This is a genomic window from Variovorax sp. PDC80 (genome assembly GCF_900115375.1).
In the GTDB taxonomy this organism is placed as follows: domain Bacteria; phylum Pseudomonadota; class Gammaproteobacteria; order Burkholderiales; family Burkholderiaceae_C; genus Variovorax.
In genome coordinates this window covers 35,163-54,880 of the sequence record NZ_FOWG01000018.1, presented here as the reverse complement: position 1 = coordinate 54,880, position 19,718 = coordinate 35,163, and the positions used below count along the sequence as shown (strand labels likewise).

Here is a 19,718-nt window from a genome sequence, read left to right as displayed (position 1 = left end):
TTTCAACCGTCATCACCCAAGGAGACATGCCATGAAGAAGAACATCCTCGCCACCGCCACCCTCGCCGCGCTGCTGTGCGCCGCCTCCGCCGCGCAGGCCCAGGCGCCGAAGCAGCCGCTGCGCATCGGCATGAGCTTCCAGGAGCTCAACAACCCCTACTTCGTGACCATGAAGCAGGCACTCGAGGAAGCGGCCGCGAGCATCGGCGCCAGCGTGGTCGCGACCGACGCGCGCCACGACGTGGCCAAGCAGATCGGCGACGTGGAGGACATGATCCAGAAGAAGGTCGACATCCTGCTCTTGAACCCGACCGACTCCACCGGCGTGCAGTCGGCGGTGCGCTCGGCCAAGAAGGCCGGGCTGGTGGTGGTGGCGGTCGATGCCAACGCACAGGGCCCGGTCGATTCCTTCGTCGGCTCGAAGAACACCGACGCGGGCCGGCTGGCCTGCGAGCACCTGGCCAAGGCCATCGGCGAGAAGGGCGACGTGGCGATCCTCGACGGCATCCCGGTGGTGCCGATCCTCGAGCGCGTGAAGGGCTGTCGCGAGGCGCTCGCCAAGTACCCGGGCATCAAGGTGGTGAGCACGCAGAACGGCAAGCAGGAACGCGCCACCGCGCTCACGGTGACCGAGAACATCCTGCAGGCCAACAAGGACCTGAAGGGCATATTCAGCGTCAACGACGGCGGCGCGATGGGCGCGCTCGCGGCCATCGAGGCCAGCGGCAAGGACGTGAAGCTCACCAGCGTCGACGGCGCGCCCGAGGCCATCAAGGCGATGCAGAAGCCGGGCTCGAAGTTCATCGCCACCACCGCGCAGTACCCGCGCGACCAGATCCGGCTGGCGATCGGCATCGCGCTCGCGAAGAAGTGGGGCGCCAACGTGCCGGCGGCGGTGCCGGTCGACGTGAAGCTGATCGACGCCGAAGGCGCGAAGAGCTTCAGCTGGTAAGGCGCGGACGGACCCTGGCCGTGACCACGAACGACACCGCCGAGATGCTGCGGCTGGAGGGCGTCTCGAAGCGCTTTCCCGGCGTGCAGGCGCTCTCGGGCATCGACCTCTCGATCCGCAAGGGCGAGGTGCATGCGCTGCTCGGCGAGAACGGCGCGGGCAAGTCGACGCTGATGAAGATCCTCTGCGGCATCCACCAGGCCGACGAGGGCCGCATCTACATCGACGGCAGCGAGCGCCGCTTCGCGGGCTATGCCGACGCCATCGCGGCGGGCGTGGGGATCATCTTCCAGGAGTTCAGCCTGATCCCGCACCTGGACGCGGCCGAGAACATCTTCCTGGGCCGCTACCCCACGCGGCGCTTCGGCCTGATCGACAAGGCCGCGATGCGGCGCGCGGCGCGGCAGCTGTTCGACGAGCTCGGCGTGCGCATCGACCTGCGCGTGCCGGTGTGCCGGCTCTCGGTGGCGCAGCAGCAGTTCGTGGAGATCGGCAAGGCGCTGTCGCTGAAGGCGCGCCTGCTGGTGCTCGACGAGCCGACCGCCACGCTCACGCCGAACGAGGCGGACCACCTGTTCCGCATCATGCGTTCGCTGCGCGACCGGGGCGTGGCGATGATCTTCATCTCGCACCACCTCGACGAGATCTTCGAGGTCTGCGACCGCATCAGCGTGCTGCGCGACGGCGCCAACGCGGGCCATGCGGAGGTCGGCGCGACCGACATCGACGCGCTGGTCGAGATGATGGTGGGCCGGCGCATCGAACAGAGCTTTCCGCCCAAGCCGCAACCGGCACCGCATGCGGCCGGCGCGCGCAAGCTGCTCGAGGTGCCCGCGATCCAGCTCGCGAAGGGCGGGCCGGTCAATGCCTTCGAACTGCATGCGGGCGAGATCCTCGGCTTCGCGGGCCTGGTCGGCTCGGGCCGCACCGAGCTCGCGCTCGGCATGATGGGCGCCGACCGCGCGCACCGCAAGACGGTGCTGCGCAACGGTGCGCCCGTGCGGCTCGACGACCCGACGCAGGCGCTGGCGCACGGCATCGGCCTCCTGCCCGAGAGCCGCAAGGTGCAGGGGCTGATCACCGACTTCACGATCCGCTTCAACATCACGCTCAACAACCTGGGCCGGCACCGCCGCGCGGGCCTGGTGCGCGAGGGCGCCGAGAAGCGCGAGGCCGCCGAGCTCGCGCGCCGCGTGGGCGTGAAGGCGCCGGACCTCGAGACCCGCGTGGCCACGCTCTCGGGCGGCAACCAGCAGAAGGTGGTGATCGCGCGCTGGCTCGGCCACGCCTGCGAGGTGCTGATCTTCGACGAGCCCACGCGCGGCATCGACGTCGGCGCCAAGGCCGATATCTACGCCCTCATGCGCGAGCTCACGCGCCAGGGCAAGGCGGTGCTGATGATCTCGAGCGAGCTGCCCGAGATCGTCGGCATGTGCGACCGCGTCGCGGTGTTCTCGGGCGGGTCCATCGTGGCCACGCTCGAGGGCGACTCCATCCACTCCGGCGACATCATGCGCCACGCAACCACAGGGGGGTTCGCCATGAACGCCACCGCCAGCCATCCCGCGCCGCCCGCTCCCGCCGGCGGATTCCTCACCGAGCTGCGCCGCTCCACGGCCTTCCTGCCGCTGGTCGGGCTGGTCGCGATCTCGGTCTTCATGATCGTCGCGACCGACAACTTCCTGTCCTGGGGCAACCTGCAGAACATCGCGCTGCAGTCCTCGATCAACGCCATCATCGCGGTCGGCATGACCGCGGCCATCCTCACCGGCGGCATCGATCTCTCGGTGGGCGCGGTGGTGGCGCTGTCGGGAACATTGGCCTCGGGGCTGATGGTGCAGTTCGGGCTGCCGCCGCTGCTCGCGGTGCCGCTGGGCCTGGCCGTGGGCGCGGTCATCGGCCTGTTCAACGGCTACTGCGTGGCCTACCTGCGCATGCCGCCGATCATCGTGACCCTGGCCACCATGGGCATCGCGCGCGGCATCGCGCTGATCTACACCGGCGGCTACCCGATCGACGGCCTGCCCGAGTCCTTCGCCTTCCTCGGCGGCGGCACGCTCGCAGGCATCAAGGTGCCGATCCTGCTCATGCTCGCCACCTACCTCGCGGCCTACGTGCTGCTGAACATGGCGCCCTTCGGCCGCTACGTCTACGCCATCGGCGGCAACGAGGAAGCGACGCGGCTGTCGGGCGTGCGGGTGGCGCGCTACAAGCTGCTGGTGTATGCGCTCAGCGGCTTCACGGCCGCGGTCGCCGGCATCGTGCAGGCCTCGCGCGTGACCAGCGGCCAGCCCGGCGTGGGCGTGGGCTTCGAGCTCGACGCCATCGCCGCCGTGGTGATGGGCGGCACCTCGATCGCCGGCGGCCGCGGCGCGATCGTCGGCACCCTCGTCGGCGCGCTGCTGCTGGGCGTGCTCAACAACGGGCTCAACATGATCGGCGTGTCGCCGTACCTGCAACTGATCATCAAGGGCGGCATCGTGCTGCTGGCGATCTTCATCAGCCGGGAAGCGAAGCGCTAGACCCCTCCCTCTTCTGCCTTGCTCCTTCCCCCTCTGGGGGAAGGCCGGGATGGGGGCACGCGGCGCTCGTTCGGGAGGCTGCGTGCCCCCACCCCGGCCCTCCCCCAGCGGGGGAGGGAGAAACACCCAACCCTCTCTCCTCACAAGGAACCCATGTCTTATCAAAAGCTCCAGTCCGGCAGCACGGGCGCCATCGCCCGGCTCGCCATGCAGGCCGTCGTCTGCCACGGCCCCAAGGACTACCGCCTCGAGACCGTCGAGGTGCCCGCCATCGGCGCCAACGAACTGCTGATCTCGATCGCGGCCTGCGGCATCTGCGCCTCCGACTGCAAGTGCCACTCGGGCGCGAAGATGTTCTGGGGCGGCGACGGCCAGCCCTCGTGGGTCAAGGCGCCGGTGATCCCGGGCCATGAATTCTTCGGCTACGTCGAGGCACTCGGCGAAGGCGCGGCCGAGCACTTCGGCGTGAGCAAGGGCGACCGCGTGATCGCCGAGCAGATCGTGCCCTGCGGCAAGTGCCGCTTCTGCACCTCGGGCAAGTACTGGATGTGCGAGGTGCACAACATCTTCGGCTTCCAGCGCATCGTGGCCGACGGCGGCATGGCCGACTACATGCGGCTGCCGCCGACCGCGCGCGTGCACAAAATCCCCGACGGCATCCCGCTCGAGGACGCGGCCATCATCGAGCCACTGTCGTGCGCGATCCATACCGTGAACCGCGGCGACATCCAGCTCGACGACGTGGTGGTGATCGCGGGCGCCGGCCCGCTCGGCCTGATGATGGCGCAGGTGGCGGCGCTCAAGACGCCCAGGCAGCTGATCGTGATCGACCTCGTGCCCGAGCGCCTCGCGCTGGCAAAACAATACGGCGCCGACGTCGTCATCAACCCGAAGACCGAGAACGCCGACGCCATCGTCAAGGGCCTGACCGAGGGCTATGGCTGCGACGTCTACATCGAGACCACGGGCGCGCCGATCGGCGTGACGCAGGGCCTCGAGATGATCCGCAAGCTCGGCCGCTTCGTCGAGTTCAGCGTCTTCGGTTCGGAGACCAGCGCCGACTGGTCGATCATCGGCGACCGCAAGGAGCTCGACGTGCGCGGCGCCCACCTCGGGCCCTACTGCTACCCGATCGCCATCGACCTGCTGGCGCGCGGGCTCGTGACCTCGAAGGGCATCGTCACGCACGACTTCCCGCTGACCGAATGGGAGCGCGCCTTCGCGCTCGCCAACTCGCTCGACTCGATCAAGGTGCTGCTCAAGCCGCAGCCGCGGACCGCCCCATGAAGTACGTGATCGGCGTCGACATCGGCACGCAGAGCACCAAGTGCCTGCTGGTCGGCATCGACGGGCGCGTGCGCGCGCGGGCCGGCGTGGCCTACCAGCCCGAGACGCCGAAGCCGCTCTGGGCGCAGCAGGACTGCGCCGTGTGGTTCGATGCCGTGTGCGAGAGCGTGCGCGCCTGCGTCGCGAAGAGCGGCGTCGCGCCCGCCGACATCGCCGCGATGTGCGTGAGCAGCCTCTATGGGGGCGCCGGCATCCCGGTCGACGAGGCCATGCAGCCGCTGCACCCCTGCCTGATCTGGATGGACCGGCGCGCCACCGCACAGGTCGATGCGGTGAACGCGACCGTCGACGTCCAGAAGCTGCAGGCGATCACGGGCAACGGCGTGGACAGCTACTACGGCTACACCAAGATGCTGTGGCTCCGCGAGCACCGGCCCGAGGTGTGGGACAGGACGCGCTGGTTCCTGCCACCCAACAGCTACGTCAACTGGCGCCTGACCGGCGAGCTCGCGGTCGACCACAGCTCGGCCGGCAACATCGGCGGCGTCTACGACGCGGCGCGGCGCGGCTGGTCCCACGAGGCGCTCGGCATGCTGGGCATTCCGGCGCGCATGATGCCGCCGCGGCTGGTCGAATCGAGCGACGTGGTCGGCGGCCTGAAGGCCGAATGGGCCGCGCGGCTCGGCCTCGCCGAAGGCATGCCCCTGATGGGCGGCGGTGTCGATGCCGCGGTGGCCACCTTCTGCGCGGGCGTGACCGGCAGCGGCGACCATGTCGCGATGATCGGCACCAGCATGTGCTGGGGCTTCGTGAGCCCGAGCGTGGATGCGCGCCACCGGCTCATCGGCATGCCGCACGTGTACCGCGGCGCGGATCGCAGCTACGTGTTCGGTGGCGCCATCGCCGCGGGCGCGGCCGTCACCTGGTTCCGCGAGACCTTCTGCCAGGCCGAGCTGGCCGAGGCCGCGCGCACCGGCGAGGACGCGCATGCGCTGATCGAGCGTCAGGCCATCGACGTGCCGCCCGGCGCGCAGGGCCTGGTGTTCCTGCCCTACCTGATGGGCGAGCGCAGCCCGATCTGGGACGCGCAGGCCAAGGGCGCCTTCATCGGCCTCTCGCTCGCGCACGGCCGCGCCCACCTCTACCGTGCCGTGCTCGAGGGGGTGAGCTTCGCCCTGCAGCACAACATCGAGGCCGGACGCCAAAGCGGCCAGCCGCTGGACCCGCGCCTGATCGTGGTCGGCGGCGCGGCCCACTCCGACCTCTGGATGCAGATCGTGGCCGACATCACCGGCTACCCCGTGTTCACCATCGAGGAAGAGGTCGAGGCTGCCCTCGGCGCGGCGATGCTCGCGGCGCTGGGCGCGGGGCTGGTCGATGCGGCGACGGCCGAGCGAGGCTGGGTCACGCTGGTGGAACGCGCAAGGCCCGAGCCCCAGGCGCAGGCCGTCTACCGCGAGCGCTTCGAGATCTACAAGTCCCTCTACCCCGCATTGCGCGATGCGATGCACCGGCTCCAATGAACGCACGACGACAGCACCGGCTGCACCACGACGACGCCTCCCGTGCACAGGGCAGCGGGTGCTTCCCGCAGCGAAATCAAGGAGGAGGCCGAAGGCCGGGGGACATTCGCGGAGGGAAGTACCCGCTGTCCTGTGCACGCGCCCCGAACAAGAGCCACCCGACATGACCCTCACCTTCGATTTCAAGAACCGCAAAGCCCTGGTCACCGGCGCCAGCAGCGGCATCGGCCACGCCGTGGCTACGCAGCTCGCGCGCTCGGGCGCCGCCGTGACGGCCGTGGGCCGCAACGCCGAGGCGCTTCAGAAACTGGCGGCGCAGACAGGCTGCACACCGCGAGTGCTCGACGTGGCCGACTCCCAAGCCCTCGACCAGGCATTCGCCGAGCTCCCCGCCTTCGACCTGGTCGTGAACTGCGCCGGCATCGCGCTGCTCGAACCGGCGCTCGAACTGCAGGCCCGGAGCTTCGATGCCGTCATGGCCGTCAACGCGCGTGCCGCCGCGCTGGTCGCCGCGCGCTGCGGCAAGGCGATGGCCGCGGCCGGCGTGCGCGGCAGCATCGTCAATGTCTCGAGCCAGGCCGCGCTGGTCGCGCTCGACGACCACCTCTGCTACTGCGCCTCGAAGGCCGCGCTCGATGCGATCACGCGCTCGCTGTGCCTCGAGCTCGGGCCGCACGGCATCCGCGTCAACAGCGTCAATCCCACCGTCACCCTCACGCCCATGGCCGAGCAGGCCTGGGCCGATCCGGCCAAGAGCGCGGCCGCCATCGCGGGCATCCCGCTCGGGCGCTTCGCGCGCGTGGAGGAAGTGGTCGCGCCGATCCTCTTCCTGCTGAGCGAGGGCGCGTCGATGATCAGCGGCGCATCGCTGCCCGTGGACGGCGGCTACACCATCGCCTGAAACGGCCGCGCTTCAGGCGAAGCGGTTGCCGCCCTCGGCCGGCCCCAGCAGCGCATCGAGGTTGCGGCTGATCTTCTGCTCGATCATTTCGCTGAAGCTGCTGAAGAGGAATCCCAGCGTCGCATCGAAGGTGAGGGTCTGGGCCGTCACCTCGACCGTGCCGTCGATGCCGGCGCGCGTGAAGGTCGCCACGTCGCGCTCCTCGCCCTCGGTGTAGACGCAATCGAGCCCGAACTCCTGCTCGGCCTGCCGCACCCACTTGCGTGCCACCTGGCGTGCGCGGGCGATGCCCAGGGTGTGTTGGCGTTCGATATGGATGTCAGGCACCGTCGTGTTCTCCGTTGTTGTCGTGGCCGCGGCCGCGCCGCGTCTGCAGGATGCCGCTGGCCGTGGCGAGCGCCTGGCGGCGCTCCTCCATGGTCGGCAACCGGCCGATGCGGCGGACCTCAGTGTAAAAGCGCGGCCAGCTCCTGCCCTCGCGTTCGAACAGCGCCTCGAAACTCGGCACCAGGTCGTCGTAGGCGCCCTGCGCGCCGAAGGCCGCGTTGTTGGCGCGCGCCACCCAGCCGTCGTAGGCATGCTGGCGCGGGCCGGCCCAGCCCTCGCGCAGCGCCGCGTAGCGGGCCCGGAAGTCGTCCATCGCGGCCTGCTTCATCGCGGCCACGGCCTTCCAGTCCTGGGCCTTGGCCTCGGGCGATTCGTAGACGCGCGTGAGCGCGCGCCGGGTGTCGAGCGCGAGCGCGCGGAACTGCTGGCGCTGGGCATCGAACTGCGCGTACTCGCGGCGCGCCGGCTCGCCGGCCTCGCGCTGCAGCCACAGCGCGCCGCCGATGCGCTCGACCGCCGTCGCATAGGACTCGTTGAACACCGTGTCGCCCGCCACGTAGAGCACCTGGTGCGCGAGCTCGTGGAACACCAGCCGCGCGAGCTCGCCCTCGGGGTAGCCGATGAAGGTCGACAGCAGCGGATCGCCGCCGGCCCAGTTCATCCAGCCCAGCGTGGAGTAGGCGGGCACCGGGTAGACCGAGACCTCGAGGTCCTGCCGCTGCTGCGCCTCGGCCTCGGCCTTGGCCGCCTCCTCGCTGTAGTAGCCGCGATAACCCACGCAGCCCGCCACGGGGAAGCACCAGCTCTTGAGCGTGAGCGAATACGGCGGCGCGGCCACCACGTTCCACACCGCGGCGGCGCGGTGCAGGTCGGCGTAGGCGGTGTAGCTGGGGTTGTCGGGCAGGCCCAGCTCGTCGCTCGCGAAGCGGCGGATGCGCTGCGTGAGCTCGAGCTTGGCCTTGAGCGCCGCGGGCACCGCGGGATCGGCCAGCCAGTCGGGCACCGGCTTGGCGGCGCGCATGATGCCGATGTGGCCGCTGGCCGACTGCCAGTAGTAGCGCAGGTCGGCGCAGCCGCCGAGCAGCAGCGCGCCGGCCAGCACCGCGACGGAAGCGGCCTTCACGCCGTCGCCGCCTGCGCGCCGGCCACGCGCTCGACCTCGACCAGGCAGTCGTAGAAGGTCGGGCCGCGGCCGATGTCGGTCAGGCGCTGGCTCGTGAGCTGGTTGACGTTGGTGCCGTCCATGCCGAGCTTGCGCCACCAGATGCCCATGCCGTTGACCACGCCGGGGCGCGCGCGGCGCGAGACCTCGGCGCGGCAGCGGTGCTCGCCGCGGCCGTTGAACACGCGCACCAGCGCGCCGTCCTCGATGCCGCGCACGGCCGCGTCGTCGGCATGGATCTCGAGCAGCGGCTCGACCTCGATCGCGCGCAGGCTGGTCACGTTGACGAAGGTGGAGTTGAGGAAGTTGCGCGCCGGCGGCGAAATCATCGCGAGCGGGAATTCGGTGGAGCTGCCCGCCGGCTCCCAGTTGGGCACATGGTCGGGCAGGCCGTCCATGCCCATGGCCGCCAGGCGCGCGCTGTAGAACTCGCAGCGGCCCGAGGGCGTGGGGAAGCGGCCCTCGGCGAACGGCGCCTCGGCCAGCTTCACGCTGGTGAAGCCCTGCGCCAGCAGCTGCGCGAAGTCGATGCTCCCCTCGGCGAAGGCGGTGCGGCACAGCGACTCGTCGCTCTCGGCGAAGCAGGGCTCGTCGAAGCCCAGGCGGCGCGCCAGCTCGCGGAACACCCAGGCATTGCTGCGCGCCTCGCCGCGCGGCGCCACGGCCGGGCGGTTCAGCAGCACGTCGGTGTGGCCGTAGCTGCAGTGGATGTCCCAGTGCTCGAGCTGCGTGGTGGCCGGCAGCAAATAGTCGGCGTAGTCGGCGGTGTCGGTGCGGAACTGCTCGAGCACCACGGTGAACAGGTCCTCGCGCGCGAAGCCCGCCGCTACCTTGGCCGATTCGGGCGCCACCGCCACCGGGTTGCTGTTGTAGACCACGATCGCCTTGACCGGCTTCGCGGTGTCGAGCAGCGCGTCGCCGATGGTGCTCATGTTGATGGTGCGCGGCCGGCGGCCGGCCAGCAGGTCGGCCCGCTGCAGCGCGGCGCGGTCGACCGGGTAATGGCCCGAACTGCTCAGCAGCAGCCCGCCCGCGCGGTCGCGCCAGGCGCCCACCAGCGCCGGCAGGCAGGCGACCGCGCGCGCCGCGTTGCCGCCGCCGCGCACGCGCTGCATGCCGTAGTTCAGGCGGATCGCGGCCGGCTTCGTGGTGCCATAGGCCCGGGCCAGCGCCACGATCTGTTCCTCGGGCACGCCGCACACGCGTGCCGCGCGCGCGGGCGGCCATTGCAGCGCGCGCTCGCGCAGTTGCTCCCAGCCCAGCGTGTGGTTCGCGATGTAGTCGTGGTCGAGCCAGTCGTGCACGATCAGCTCGTGCATCAGCGCCAATGCCAGCGCGGCATCCGTGCCCGGCAGCAGCGCGATGTGCTCGTCGCACTTGTCGGCGGTCTCGGTGCGGCGCGGGTCGATGCACACCAGCCGCGCACCGGCGCGCCGGGCCGCCTGGGCATGGCGCCAGAAGTGCAGGTTGCTCGCGATCGAGTTGCTGCCCCAGATCAGGATCAGCTTCGCCTCGGCGAAGAACTCGATGCGCATGCCGACCTTGCCGCCCAGCGTGTGGACCATGGCCTCGCCGCCGGCCATCGAGCAGATGGTGCGGTCGAGCAGGCTGGCGCCGAGCTTGTGGAAGAAGCGCCGGTCCATCGATTCGCCCTGCACCAGGCCCATGGTTCCCGCATAGCTGTAGGGGAGAATGGCCTCGGGATCGGCGCGCAATGACCGAAGATGCGCGGCGATGCCGTCGAGCGCGGCCTCCCAGCTCACCGGCTCGAAGCGGCCGCTGCCCTTGGGGCCGACGCGCTTGAGCGGCTGGACCAGCCGTTCGGCATGGTCGTTGCGTTCGATGTAGCGGGACACCTTGGTGCACAGCACGCCGCCCGTGTGCGAATGGGCCGGATTTCCCTGCAGCTTGACCGCCACCCCGTCCTTGACGGTGGTGACGAGCGCGCAGGTGTCCGGGCAATCGTGGGGGCAGGCGCCGAGCACCGTGGCGGTGTCGGCGGGCGGGGATTCGTGGGGGGTGTCGTTCGAGGCGTGGGCCATCGGGCGAGTCTAAAGTTTTTGGCGTTTTCAGGGCATGCGGCGGGTTCGGCGCATGACGTATGGCAGGAGGGGGTTTTCGCAATGATGAATCGCAGGCATTTCTCGATGGCGGCCGGTGCCGCCGCGCTCGGCGGTTTCGCCGCCGTCGCCCGGGCCCAGGGCGACGGCCCGATCGTGCTCGGCCAGTCGGCGCCGTTCACCGGCCCGGCGGCGCAACTGGGCATCCAGTTCCACCAGGGCGCCAAGGTGTTCCTGGACGCCTACAACGCCCAGTCCGGCCGCCGCGCGGTGCAGATCAAGACGCTCGACGACGGCTACGAGCCCGAGCGCTGCGCCGCCAACACGCAGAAGCTGATCGACGAGGACGTGTTCGCGCTGTTCGGCTACATCGGCACGCCCACCAGCCTGGCGGCGCTGCCGCTGGCGGTGAAGGACAAGGTGCCGTTCGTGGCGCCCTTCACCGGCGCGATGGCGCTGCGCGAGCCCTTCCACAAGAACGTGTTCCACCTGCGCGCCTCGTACAACGACGAGACCGCGCTGATGGTCAGGCAGCTCACCCACCTGGGCCTGAAGAAGATCGCGGTGTTCCACCAGAACGACGCCTACGGCAAGGCCGGCCTCGACGGCGTGACGCTGGCGCTGGCCGAGCAGCAGCTCAAGCCGATCGCGCAGGCCACGGTGGAGCGCAACTCGGCCGAGGTGGCGCCGGCCGTGAAGACGTTGCTGGCGGCGCGGCCCGACGCGGTGGTCCAGGTCGGCGCCTACAAGGCCTGCGCGGCCTTCATCCGCGAGGCGCGCAAGGCCGGCTTCGGCGGCACCTTCTTCAACCTCTCGTTCGTCGGCACCCAGGCGCTGTCGGACGAGCTCGGCAAGGAGGCCGCGGGCGTGCTCGTGACCCAGGTCGTGCCCTCGCCCTACAGCCAGGCCAACGCGATCGCGCGCGAGTTCACCGAGGCGGTGCGCAAGGCCGGCAACGGCGCCAGCGCCAATTTCTCGAGCCTCGAGGGCTATCTCGCGGCCAAGGTGCTGGTCGAGGGCCTGCGCAAGGCGCCCGGCAAGCTGTCGCGCGAGGGGCTGATCACCGGCCTCGAGAGCATCGACCGGCTGCAGCTCGGCGGCTTCGAGGTCTCGTTCTCGGCGAAGAACCACGTGGGCTCGAAGTTCGTCGAGCTCTCGATGCTCACGGGCGACGGCAAGGTGCGGACCTGAAGCGGGTCCGCCCGGTTCGAGCGGCTCAGCGCCCGCTGAGCCCGTCGGCGGCCTGGAACATGGCCTGCCGCGCCTGGCTCACGATCTGGCCGCGCCAGGCATCGGTGTCGGTGTAGAAGGCCTCGAGCGTGCGCCGGCGGATCGCGTCCGACAGGTCGGCCGGCGCCTCGGGATGGCGGTGCAGCCAGTGGTCGCCGCGCAGCGCGGTCAGCACGTCGAGCACCGGCACCGTGCCGTACTCCATCGCGATGCCGGTGTACTCGGCCTGCGGGCATTCGTCGTAGACGGCATCCCACATCAGGCCGCGCAGCAGCGCCGAGGTCGAGGAGCCGTCGTAGATCGAGGTGACCGGCGCCGCGTCGGCCTGGCCGGCGCCGTTGCCCCACCAGGCGTTGGCGCGCTCGTAGGCGCTCTTGTCGTCGCGGCAGGCGAAGATGCGCTCGCCGATGCCGTTCGGGCCCAGGCCGGTGTGCAGGTCGATCCAGGCCAGCCGGCGCGTGCGCCGCGTGTGGCGGCGCAGCACGGCGCGGATCATCCGGTGGCTCCAGGTCGGCGCCTTGCCGCCGAAGAACAGGCCGTCCTCGAACTGGTACTGGCCGCCGCTCACCGCGGTCTGGTAGGCACCGATGCCGTTCTTCTCGATCCAGGCATTGACCGCGGCCTGGTTCTCGGCCGTGGGCGGCCAGGTGTCGGGCACGAGCAGCGCATGCAGCTCGGCATAGGCGGCATTGACCGGCAGCGGCTGCGTGAAGTCGACGAAGTTGCGGTTCAGGTCGACGTTCTCCTGCGTCACGCGGCGGCCGAACGAGAAGCCGTGCGGATTGAGCGCATGCACGTAGAGCACCGCCACGCCGGCCGAGCGCGCCTTCTCGCGCCACTCGGCGTCGTGCAGCGCGAACACCTGCACGCCGCTGCCGCAGTGGCCCTCCACGCCGTGGCAGCCGCTGCTGAGGATCAGCAGCCGGTCGGCATCGGGCGCGCCGTCGAAGGCCACGTCGCACGAGAGTTCCTCGCCGTCGCGCCCGCGCATCGGCAGCAGGTGGGGTTCCACGGTCAGGCCTGCGCTCAGGCAGGCCTGCAGGAATTTCTGGCGCGCCTGCGCATAGCGCGGCGCGAAAGCCTCGCCGATGCCGATCATTTCCGAGCGGCGCCGGTGGCGAGGTACTGCTCGGCGATCTGCACCCAGCAGGTGGCGCCCAGCGGGATCAGGTCGTCGTTGAAGTCGTAGCTGGCGTTGTGCAGCGTGCACGGGCCCTCGCCGTGGTGCACGTCGCGGTGCGCGCCGTCGCCGTTGCCGATGAAGGCATAGGCGCCGGGCTTGGCCTCCAGCATGAAGGCGAAGTCTTCCGAGGTCATGGCGGCTTCCTGCTTGAGCACGTTCTCGGGGCCGACGATGCCGCCCATCACGCGGCGCGCGAAGTCGGCCTCGGCCTCGGTGTTGATGGTGGGCGGGTAGTAGCGCTCGAAGCGGAACTCGCAGGTGGCGTCGTGCGCCGCGCAGATGTGGTCGCAGATCTGCTTCATGCGCGCCTCGATCATGTCGAGCACCTCGAGCGAGAAGGTGCGCACCGTGCCCGACAGCTCGCAGTTGTCGGGGATCACGTTGTTGGTTTCGCCGGCATGGATGGTGGTGACCGAGATCACGGCCGAATCGGTCGGCTTCATCTTGCGCGTGAGGATGGTCTGGAAGGCCTGCACGATCTCGCAGGCGATCGGCACCGGGTCGATGCCGGTCTGCGGCAGCGCCGCATGGCCGCCCTTGCCCACCACGTTGACGTAGAACTTGTTGCCCGAGGCCATCACCGGGCCCGGGCTCACCGCGAACTGGCCGGCCTTCATGCCGGGCCAGTTGTGCATGCCGAACACGGCGTCCATCGGGAACTGCTCGAACAGCCCCTCCTTGATCATCTCGCGCGCGCCGCCGCCGCCCTCCTCGGCCGGCTGGAAGATCAGGTAGACGGTGCCGTCGAAGTTGCGGTTCTTGGCCAGATGCTGCGCCGCGGCAAGCAGCATCGCCGTGTGGCCGTCGTGGCCGCAGGCGTGCATCTTGCCGTGGTGCTTGCTCGCATGCGCGAAGGTGTTGAGCTCGGTGACCGGCAGCGCATCCATGTCGGCACGCAGGCCGACCGCGCGGTTGCTGGTGCCGTTCTTGACGATGCCCACCACGCCGGTCGTGCCGAGGCCGCGGTGGATCGGGATGCCCCATTCGGTGAGCTTGCCCGCGACCACGTCGGCGGTGCGGACTTCTTCGAAGCAGAGTTCGGGGTGGGCGTGGAGGTCACGTCGGACGGCGGCGATGCCGGCCGCCTGCGTGACGAGCGAATCGATGAGTTTCATGGCTTGCTCTCAAAACGCCAGTCTATCCACTAAGGCATTTCCGGGCACGTCGGAAAACACCCGACCCAAGGGCTTCATGGGGTGTGGGTCCAGAAGCCGCGGTGCGGCGCGGCCGCCTCGTCCTCGAGCACCGGTCCGACGACCTCCACCTGCCGCTGGCCGCGCACGAAGACTTCGCGGCAGGGCAGCGAAAAGGTCGGGTTTTCCGGATGGTCGCCCGTGAGGCCGAGCAGTGCGTGCTCCGACAGCGCATAGACCACGCGGCCGATGTTGGTCCAGTAGATCGCGCCGGCGCACATGCAGCAGGGCTCGGCGCTGGTGTAGAGCGTGCAGCGCGCGAGTTGCTCGGGCGTGAGCAGCCGCGCCGCCTGCGCGGCCGCGACCAGCTCGGCATGCTGCGTGGGATCGCCCTCGGGCGGCATCGAGTTGTTGCCGGCCGTGACGACGACCTCGCCATGCTCGTTCGCCACCAGCGCGGCGAAGGGATGACGACCGCGGGCCTTCGATTCCTCGGACAGCGCGATCGTCATGCGCAGCAGTTCGAGGTCGCGTGGGGACAGGGAGGGAGCTGTGTTCATGTCGGTCGAATTCATTGTGAAGGTCTGGGATCAGTGCGTCGCGGCCGCCGGCGCTTCCTGCCCGGCGGCACCGCGGTTGAGCAGCAGGTTCAGCAGCACCGCCGTGATCGCGGCCAGGAAGATGCCGCTCTCGAGCACCAGCTTGAGCGGCCCGGCGGCCTGCGCGAACAGCGCCGGGAACGACATCGGCAGCACGCCCACGCTGACCGACACCGCCACCACGATCGCATTGCGCGTGCCCTCGAAGCGCACGCGCGAGAGTTCCTGGATGCCCGCCACCGTGGTCATGCCGAACATCACGATCGCGCAGCCGCCGAGCACCGGCCGCGGCACCGAGGCGATCAGGGCACCGAGCTTGGGAAACAGGCCCATCAGCACCATGATCGCGCCGGCCGAGGCCACCACGTAGCGGCTCTTGATGCCCGACAGCGCGATCAGCCCGGTGTTCTGCGTGAAGGCGTTGTACGGAAAGCTGTTGAAGACGCCGCCGATCATGGTCGACAGCCCGTCGGCGCGGAAGGCGTTGCCGAGCGTGGCCGGCGTCGCGGGGCGGCCGACGATCTGGCCGATGGCCAGGCAGTTGCCGGTGGTCTCGGCCATGATGACCATCATCGCGAGCGTCATGATCAGGATCGGTGCCAGCCCGAACGCGGGCAGGCCGAAGGCGAAGGGCGCGCTGAATTCGAACCATGCCGCGTGGCCCACCTGCGCGAAATCGGTGAGCCCGAAAACCGCAGCAATCGCCGTGCCCGCCACCAGCCCGAGCAGCACCGCGAGGTTGCCGACGAAACCACCGAAGCGCGCATAGATGCCCAGCGTGATGGCGACGGTGGCGAGGCCCAGCAGCAGGTTCGGCGCGCTGCCGAAGTCCGGCGCGTCGGGGTTGCCGCCGCCGAGCCAGATCGCGGCGGCCGGCATCAGCGAGATGCCGATCACGGTGATCAGGCTGCCGATCACCACCGGCGGGAAGAAGCGCAGCAGCCGGCTGATGGTCGGTGCCAGCAGCACCGTGATCGCGCCGCCCGCGATGACGGCACCGAACACGTGCGGCAGGCCGTATTCCTTGCCGATCATGATCATCGGCGCCAGCGCGATGAACGAGCAGGCCTGCACCAGCGGCAGCCGCGCGCCGAACTTCCAGCAGCCCAGGGTCTGGATCAGGGTGGCGATGCCCGAGGTCAGCAGGTTGGCGTTGATCAGGGTCACGACCTGCGCGGGCGTGAGGCCGAGCGCACCGCCCAGGATCAGCGGCACCGCCACCGCGCCCGCGTAGAGCACCAGCACGTGCTGCAGGCCGTAGCTGGCCATCTGCTGCGGGGGCAGCACTTCGTCCACGGGGTGGACGCCGGAAGAAGGGGTCATCGAAAAGTCTCCGCGTTGGCGTTGTGGGTCGAGTCGCGATCGGATGATCGATTTCCTCCGTCATGGGTCAAAGTTAATATCGATCGTTTTTTTCGATGGAAGACGGACCGTGCGCTATTCGCTGGACCAGCTCGAGACCTTGGCCGCCGTGGCGCGCGCCGGCTCCTTTTCGGCGGCGGCACGCCAGCTCGGCAAGACCCAGTCGACCGTGAGCGCGGCCATCGGCAACCTCGAGGTCGACCTCGGCGTGGCGCTGTTCGACCGCGCGACCAAGATCCCCGCGCTGACCGAGGCCGGCCGCCGCCTGCTGCGCGAGGCCCATGGCGTGCTCGACCGCTGCCTCGCGCTCGAGGGCCATGCGCAAAGCCTCGCCGACGCGGTCGAGGCCAGCCTCACGCTGGCGATCGAGATTCCCTACAACGTGCTGATGCCGGTGTTCTCGGCCTTCGCCGAGCGCTTCCCGCACGTCGACCTCGAGGTGCGGCATCCGCTGCACGGCGACGTCAGCGTGCTGGTGCGCCAGGGCGAGGCGCAGCTGGGCATCGGCTTCGCGCAGCCCGGCTATGCGCGCGAGCTGGCGTTCGTGCAGATGGGCAAGCTGGTGATGGCGCACGTCGCGGCGTGCACGCATCCGCTCGCGGCCCTGCCCACGGTGAGCTTCGGCGAGCTGCACCGGCACCGCCGGCTCGCCTTCAGCGCGCACAGCGAGCGGCTGCCCACCACCGAGTACCTCGATGCCACGCGCTGCTGGCGCGCCGAGAGCTACCTCGCGCTGCTCGAGATGACGCACGCGGGCCTGGGCTGGGCCACGCTGCCGCGCCTGCTGGTGCGGCGCGAACTGGCCGCGGGCGAGCTGGTCGAGCTGCAGCTCGAGGCCTACCCGCACACCGACTGGCTGCTGGGCGTCGACCTGCTGTGGAACAAGGCGCGTCCGCTGGGCCAGGCGGGCGGCTGGCTGCGCGACGAACTCGCGCGCCTCAAGGTGTCGGAGACCGACAGCGGCGGCCATCCGACCGCTTTTTGAACGACCTCAGCGGCCGATGCTCTTCAGGTAGTCGGCGCGCGCGGCCAGCGCGGTGTCGGTGAAGTCGGTGAACACGCCGTCCACGCCGAGCTGGTAGTAGAGGCGGTACTCGTTCCTGCCGTCCTTGTCGTAGTCGGAGGCGAGGCGGCGCGACTCGTCGCGAAAGGTGAAGGGGTGCACGAACAGGCCGGCCTTGTGGGCGTCGGCGATCAGCGTGGTCGGCGCCATCGAGGTGGCGTCGGCATCGTTGACCTTGCCGTCCTTGTTGACGTCGACCGGCTTGCCGTCGGGGCCGATGATGCCCTTGATGCTCACGATGTAGCGCTTCCACGGCCCGATGCCGTCGGCATAGGTCTTGATCTCGGCCAGGCCCGCGGGCGTGACCATGACGTCGAAGTTGCGCTTGTCGCCGGCCTTGGTCCATTCGTAGGGGCGGTCCACCGGCACGGCATAGGTCATGGCGCCGGTCTTGAGGTCGATGCCGTCGCCGTCGATCAGCTGGATGATCTTCGTGTTCAGGCCCTTGCTCTTCATGTACTTGAGGCTGCCGGGCTCGAAGGACTGCACGTAGATCGGCGCGGTCTTGCTGTTCCAGCCGGCCGCGTTGATCGCGGCGATGACCTTGTCCTCCATCGGCATCCCGAGGTCGCGGAAGTAGGTCGGGTTCTTGGTCTCGGGATAGATCGCGATGGTGCGGCCGGTCTCCTTCGACTTGGCCTTCGCGAAATCGATGATCTCCTGGAAGGTCACGACCTTGAACTTGCCGTTGAACTCCTGCGGCCGCTCGGCGTCGGTCGAGATGCCGCCCAGGGTCTTGATCTCGGCCAGCGTGAAGTCGTTGCTGAACCAGCCGGTCTGGGTCTCGCCGTCGACCTTGATGGTCTTCTTGCGCGCGGCGAAGCGCGGGTGCCTGGCCACGTCGGTGCTGATCGCGAGGTTGGGATCGTGGCGCGCGATCAGCACGCCGTCCTTGGTCGACACCAGGTCCATCTCGATCACGTCGGCGCCCAGTTCGATGGCGCGCGCATAGGCCTCGAGCGTCTGCTCGGGCAGGTAGCCCGAGGCGCCGCGGTGCGCGATGACCAGCGGCGGCTTGCCGTCGAGCGTGAGCAGCTTGCCCGGACCGCCGGAACCGGTGGTGCCGCAGGCCGCGAGGACCAGGGTGGCGGTGGCGAGGGCCGTGGCGTTGAAAACGATCCGAACAGTGCGCATGATCCTGTTTCTCCGTCCAAAAGGAAGGCGCAGGGTATCCGCTTCGTGTGACGACCTCGACCGCCGTGCACGCGCCGCGCCGAGTTCCGGGAGAATGTGTTGCATGTCCCACACGCTTTCCCCCCAAAGCCTCGCGCTGGCCCAGGCCCTGGTGCGCATGAACACCATCAGCGCCAACAGCAACCTCCAGCTGATCGACTTCGCGCAGGCCCATCTCGCCGCCCTCGGCGTGAAGAGCCGCATCACCTACAACGCCGAACGCACCAAGGCCAACCTGTTCGCCACGCTGGGCGAAGGCAAGCCGGCCGGCGTGATCGTCTCGGGCCACACCGACACGGTGCCCTGGGACGGCCAGGACTGGAGCGTCGACCCGCTCTCGGCCACGGTGCGCGACGGGCGCCTGTACGGCCGCGGCTCGGCCGACATGAAGAGCTTCATCGCGGTGGCGCTGGCCAATGCGCACCGCTTCCTCGAGAGCGAGGCCCCCTTCGCAGTGCACTTCGCCTTCAGCTACGAGGAGGAGATCGGCTGCTTCGGCGTGAAGGAGCTGATCGCCGACATGCGCGACGCGGGCATCAAGCCGCTGGCCTGCATCGTGGGCGAACCCACGAGCATGGTGCCGGCCATCGCCCACAAGGGCGTGTACCGCTACAAGTGCTGCGTGCGCGGCAAGGAGGCGCACTCCTCGCTCACGCCGAAGTCGGTCAACGCCATCGAGATGGCCGCGCGCGTGATCGGCAAGGTGCGCGACATGGCCGAGGGCTTCGAGCGCGACGAGCCGCGCTACGAGGGCTTCGACGTGCCCTTCAGCACCGCCAGCGTGGGCCAGTTCCACGGCGGCATCGCCGACAACGTGGTGCCGCGCGACGCCGAGTTCCGCTACGAGTTCCGCGACCTGCCGACGGCCGACGCGAAGCGCATGCAGCAGGAGGTGCTGGCCTATGCGGGCTCGCTCGAGCCGGCGATGAAGAAGGTCGCGCCCGACGCCGGCTTCAGCTTCGACACCATCTGCGAGATCCCGAGCTTCCTCGGCAGCGCCAACGACGCCATCACCAAGCTGGCGCAGCGCCTGGCGGGCGAGGAGCGCACCACGCTGGTGGCCTTCGGCACCGAGGCGGGCCTGTTCAAGAACGCCGGCATCCCCACCGTGGTGTGCGGCCCCGGCAGCATCGAGCAGGCGCACCAGCCCGACGAGTACGTGAGCCTCGACCAGCTCGCGCGCTGCGAGCTGTTCATGCACCGCCTGGCGTCCTCGCCGGCCATCGGCTGAACAGGCTGCG

General features: G+C 69.8%; 16 protein-coding genes and 1 pseudogene. 9 read left to right on the top strand and 8 right to left on the bottom strand.

The window, feature by feature from the left end; translation table 11 throughout:
* Positions 1–31: 31 nt before the first annotated feature.
* From BM109_RS36400 to BM109_RS36375, 6 genes and pseudogenes are all read left to right on the top strand, one after another.
* Complete coding sequence (locus tag BM109_RS36400; RefSeq protein WP_093354228.1) at positions 32–952, top strand: ABC transporter substrate-binding protein; 921 nt, start codon at positions 32–34, stop codon at positions 950–952.
* Between the two features lie 44 nt (positions 953–996).
* Positions 997–2,484: pseudogene (locus BM109_RS36395) on the top strand (sugar ABC transporter ATP-binding protein); the annotation flags it as partial.
* 9 nt (positions 2,485–2,493) lie between these two features.
* Positions 2,494–3,474 (top strand): ABC transporter permease, encoded by a 981-nt coding sequence (locus BM109_RS36390; RefSeq protein WP_057592549.1) that lies wholly within the window; start codon positions 2,494–2,496, stop codon positions 3,472–3,474.
* Between the two features lie 153 nt (positions 3,475–3,627).
* Complete coding sequence (locus BM109_RS36385; protein ID WP_093354226.1) at positions 3,628–4,761, top strand: alcohol dehydrogenase catalytic domain-containing protein; 1,134 nt, start codon at positions 3,628–3,630, stop codon at positions 4,759–4,761.
* Positions 4,758–6,284: an FGGY-family carbohydrate kinase gene (locus BM109_RS36380; protein WP_093354223.1), complete on the top strand. Its 1,527-nt coding sequence runs from the start codon at positions 4,758–4,760 to the stop codon at positions 6,282–6,284. The genes BM109_RS36385 and BM109_RS36380 overlap by 4 nt, the downstream gene beginning before the upstream one ends.
* A 163-nt stretch (positions 6,285–6,447) precedes the next feature.
* Complete coding sequence (locus tag BM109_RS36375; protein WP_093354221.1) at positions 6,448–7,185, top strand: SDR family oxidoreductase; 738 nt, start codon at positions 6,448–6,450, stop codon at positions 7,183–7,185.
* 12 nt (positions 7,186–7,197) lie between these two features.
* Here BM109_RS36375 and BM109_RS36370 read toward each other — a convergent pair whose 3' ends face one another.
* From BM109_RS36370 to BM109_RS36360, 3 genes are read right to left on the bottom strand one after another with little or no spacing between them, the layout of a single operon-like run.
* The gene (locus BM109_RS36370) at positions 7,198–7,512 is read right to left on the bottom strand and encodes a polyhydroxyalkanoic acid system family protein (RefSeq protein ID WP_057592553.1); all 315 of its coding nucleotides are present in this window, start codon (positions 7,510–7,512) and stop codon (positions 7,198–7,200) included.
* Positions 7,505–8,635 carry an aminopeptidase gene (locus tag BM109_RS36365; RefSeq protein ID WP_093354218.1) on the bottom strand — a complete coding sequence of 377 codons (1,131 nt, stop codon included), beginning with the start codon at positions 8,633–8,635 and terminating at the stop codon, positions 7,505–7,507. Before BM109_RS36365 ends, BM109_RS36370 begins: the two co-directional genes overlap by 8 nt.
* A complete protein-coding gene (locus BM109_RS36360; RefSeq protein WP_093354215.1) occupies positions 8,632–10,716 on the bottom strand; it encodes a molybdopterin-containing oxidoreductase family protein in 2,085 nt (694 codons plus the stop codon). Before BM109_RS36360 ends, BM109_RS36365 begins: the two co-directional genes overlap by 4 nt.
* Before the next feature lie 81 nt (positions 10,717–10,797).
* Between BM109_RS36360 and BM109_RS36355 the strand changes: the two genes are divergently transcribed.
* Complete coding sequence (locus tag BM109_RS36355; RefSeq protein WP_093354213.1) at positions 10,798–11,925, top strand: ABC transporter substrate-binding protein; 1,128 nt, start codon at positions 10,798–10,800, stop codon at positions 11,923–11,925.
* Positions 11,926–11,950: 25 nt separating this feature from the next.
* Here BM109_RS36355 and BM109_RS36350 read toward each other — a convergent pair whose 3' ends face one another.
* From BM109_RS36350 to BM109_RS36335, 4 genes are all read right to left on the bottom strand, one after another.
* Positions 11,951–13,063, bottom strand: coding sequence for a M14 family metallopeptidase (locus BM109_RS36350; protein WP_093354210.1), 1,113 nt, complete (start codon positions 13,061–13,063; stop codon positions 11,951–11,953).
* A complete protein-coding gene (locus tag BM109_RS36345; protein ID WP_093354208.1) occupies positions 13,060–14,262 on the bottom strand; it encodes a M20 aminoacylase family protein in 1,203 nt (400 codons plus the stop codon). The genes BM109_RS36350 and BM109_RS36345 overlap by 4 nt, the downstream gene beginning before the upstream one ends.
* A 74-nt stretch (positions 14,263–14,336) precedes the next feature.
* The gene (locus BM109_RS36340; RefSeq protein WP_218159447.1) at positions 14,337–14,840 is read right to left on the bottom strand and encodes a nucleoside deaminase; all 504 of its coding nucleotides are present in this window, start codon (positions 14,838–14,840) and stop codon (positions 14,337–14,339) included.
* Positions 14,841–14,870: 30 nt separating this feature from the next.
* Entirely contained in the window at positions 14,871–16,202 is a 1,332-nt protein-coding gene (locus BM109_RS36335; protein ID WP_093354204.1) for a nucleobase:cation symporter-2 family protein, read from the bottom strand.
* A gap of 109 nt (positions 16,203–16,311) precedes the next feature.
* Between BM109_RS36335 and BM109_RS36330 the strand changes: the two genes are divergently transcribed.
* Positions 16,312–17,226 carry a LysR family transcriptional regulator gene (locus BM109_RS36330; protein WP_093354202.1) on the top strand — a complete coding sequence of 305 codons (915 nt, stop codon included), beginning with the start codon at positions 16,312–16,314 and terminating at the stop codon, positions 17,224–17,226.
* Between the two features lie 6 nt (positions 17,227–17,232).
* On the opposite strand, the gene BM109_RS36325 is transcribed toward BM109_RS36330, so the two are convergent.
* Positions 17,233–18,438, bottom strand: coding sequence for a glycerophosphodiester phosphodiesterase (locus tag BM109_RS36325; protein ID WP_093354200.1), 1,206 nt, complete (start codon positions 18,436–18,438; stop codon positions 17,233–17,235).
* Between the two features lie 103 nt (positions 18,439–18,541).
* Here BM109_RS36325 and argE point away from each other — a divergent pair, with 103 nt between their 5' ends.
* Entirely contained in the window at positions 18,542–19,708 is a 1,167-nt protein-coding gene (argE, locus tag BM109_RS36320; RefSeq protein WP_093354197.1) for an acetylornithine deacetylase, read from the top strand.
* Positions 19,709–19,718: the final 10 nt, after the last annotated feature.

Bases quoted from the DNA above. Each gene is read 5' to 3' on its own strand.
- BM109_RS36400 (WP_093354228.1), top strand. From the start codon at position 32: ATGAAGAAGAACATCCTCGCCACCGCCACCCTCGCCGCGCTGCTGTGC.
- BM109_RS36390 (WP_057592549.1), top strand. From the start codon at position 2,494: ATGAACGCCACCGCCAGCCATCCCGCGCCGCCCGCTCCCGCCGGCGGA.
- BM109_RS36385 (WP_093354226.1), top strand. From the start codon at position 3,628: ATGTCTTATCAAAAGCTCCAGTCCGGCAGCACGGGCGCCATCGCCCGG.
- BM109_RS36380 (WP_093354223.1), top strand. From the start codon at position 4,758: ATGAAGTACGTGATCGGCGTCGACATCGGCACGCAGAGCACCAAGTGC.
- BM109_RS36375 (WP_093354221.1), top strand. From the start codon at position 6,448: ATGACCCTCACCTTCGATTTCAAGAACCGCAAAGCCCTGGTCACCGGC.
- BM109_RS36360 (WP_093354215.1), bottom strand. From the start codon at position 10,716: ATGGCCCACGCCTCGAACGACACCCCCCACGAATCCCCGCCCGCCGAC.
- BM109_RS36355 (WP_093354213.1), top strand. From the start codon at position 10,798: ATGATGAATCGCAGGCATTTCTCGATGGCGGCCGGTGCCGCCGCGCTC.
- BM109_RS36350 (WP_093354210.1), bottom strand. From the start codon at position 13,063: ATGATCGGCATCGGCGAGGCTTTCGCGCCGCGCTATGCGCAGGCGCGC.
- BM109_RS36345 (WP_093354208.1), bottom strand. From the start codon at position 14,262: ATGAAACTCATCGATTCGCTCGTCACGCAGGCGGCCGGCATCGCCGCC.
- BM109_RS36340 (WP_218159447.1), bottom strand. From the start codon at position 14,840: ATGAACACAGCTCCCTCCCTGTCCCCACGCGACCTCGAACTGCTGCGC.
- BM109_RS36335 (WP_093354204.1), bottom strand. From the start codon at position 16,202: ATGACCCCTTCTTCCGGCGTCCACCCCGTGGACGAAGTGCTGCCCCCG.
- BM109_RS36325 (WP_093354200.1), bottom strand. From the start codon at position 18,438: ATGCGCACTGTTCGGATCGTTTTCAACGCCACGGCCCTCGCCACCGCC.
- argE (WP_093354197.1), top strand. From the start codon at position 18,542: ATGTCCCACACGCTTTCCCCCCAAAGCCTCGCGCTGGCCCAGGCCCTG.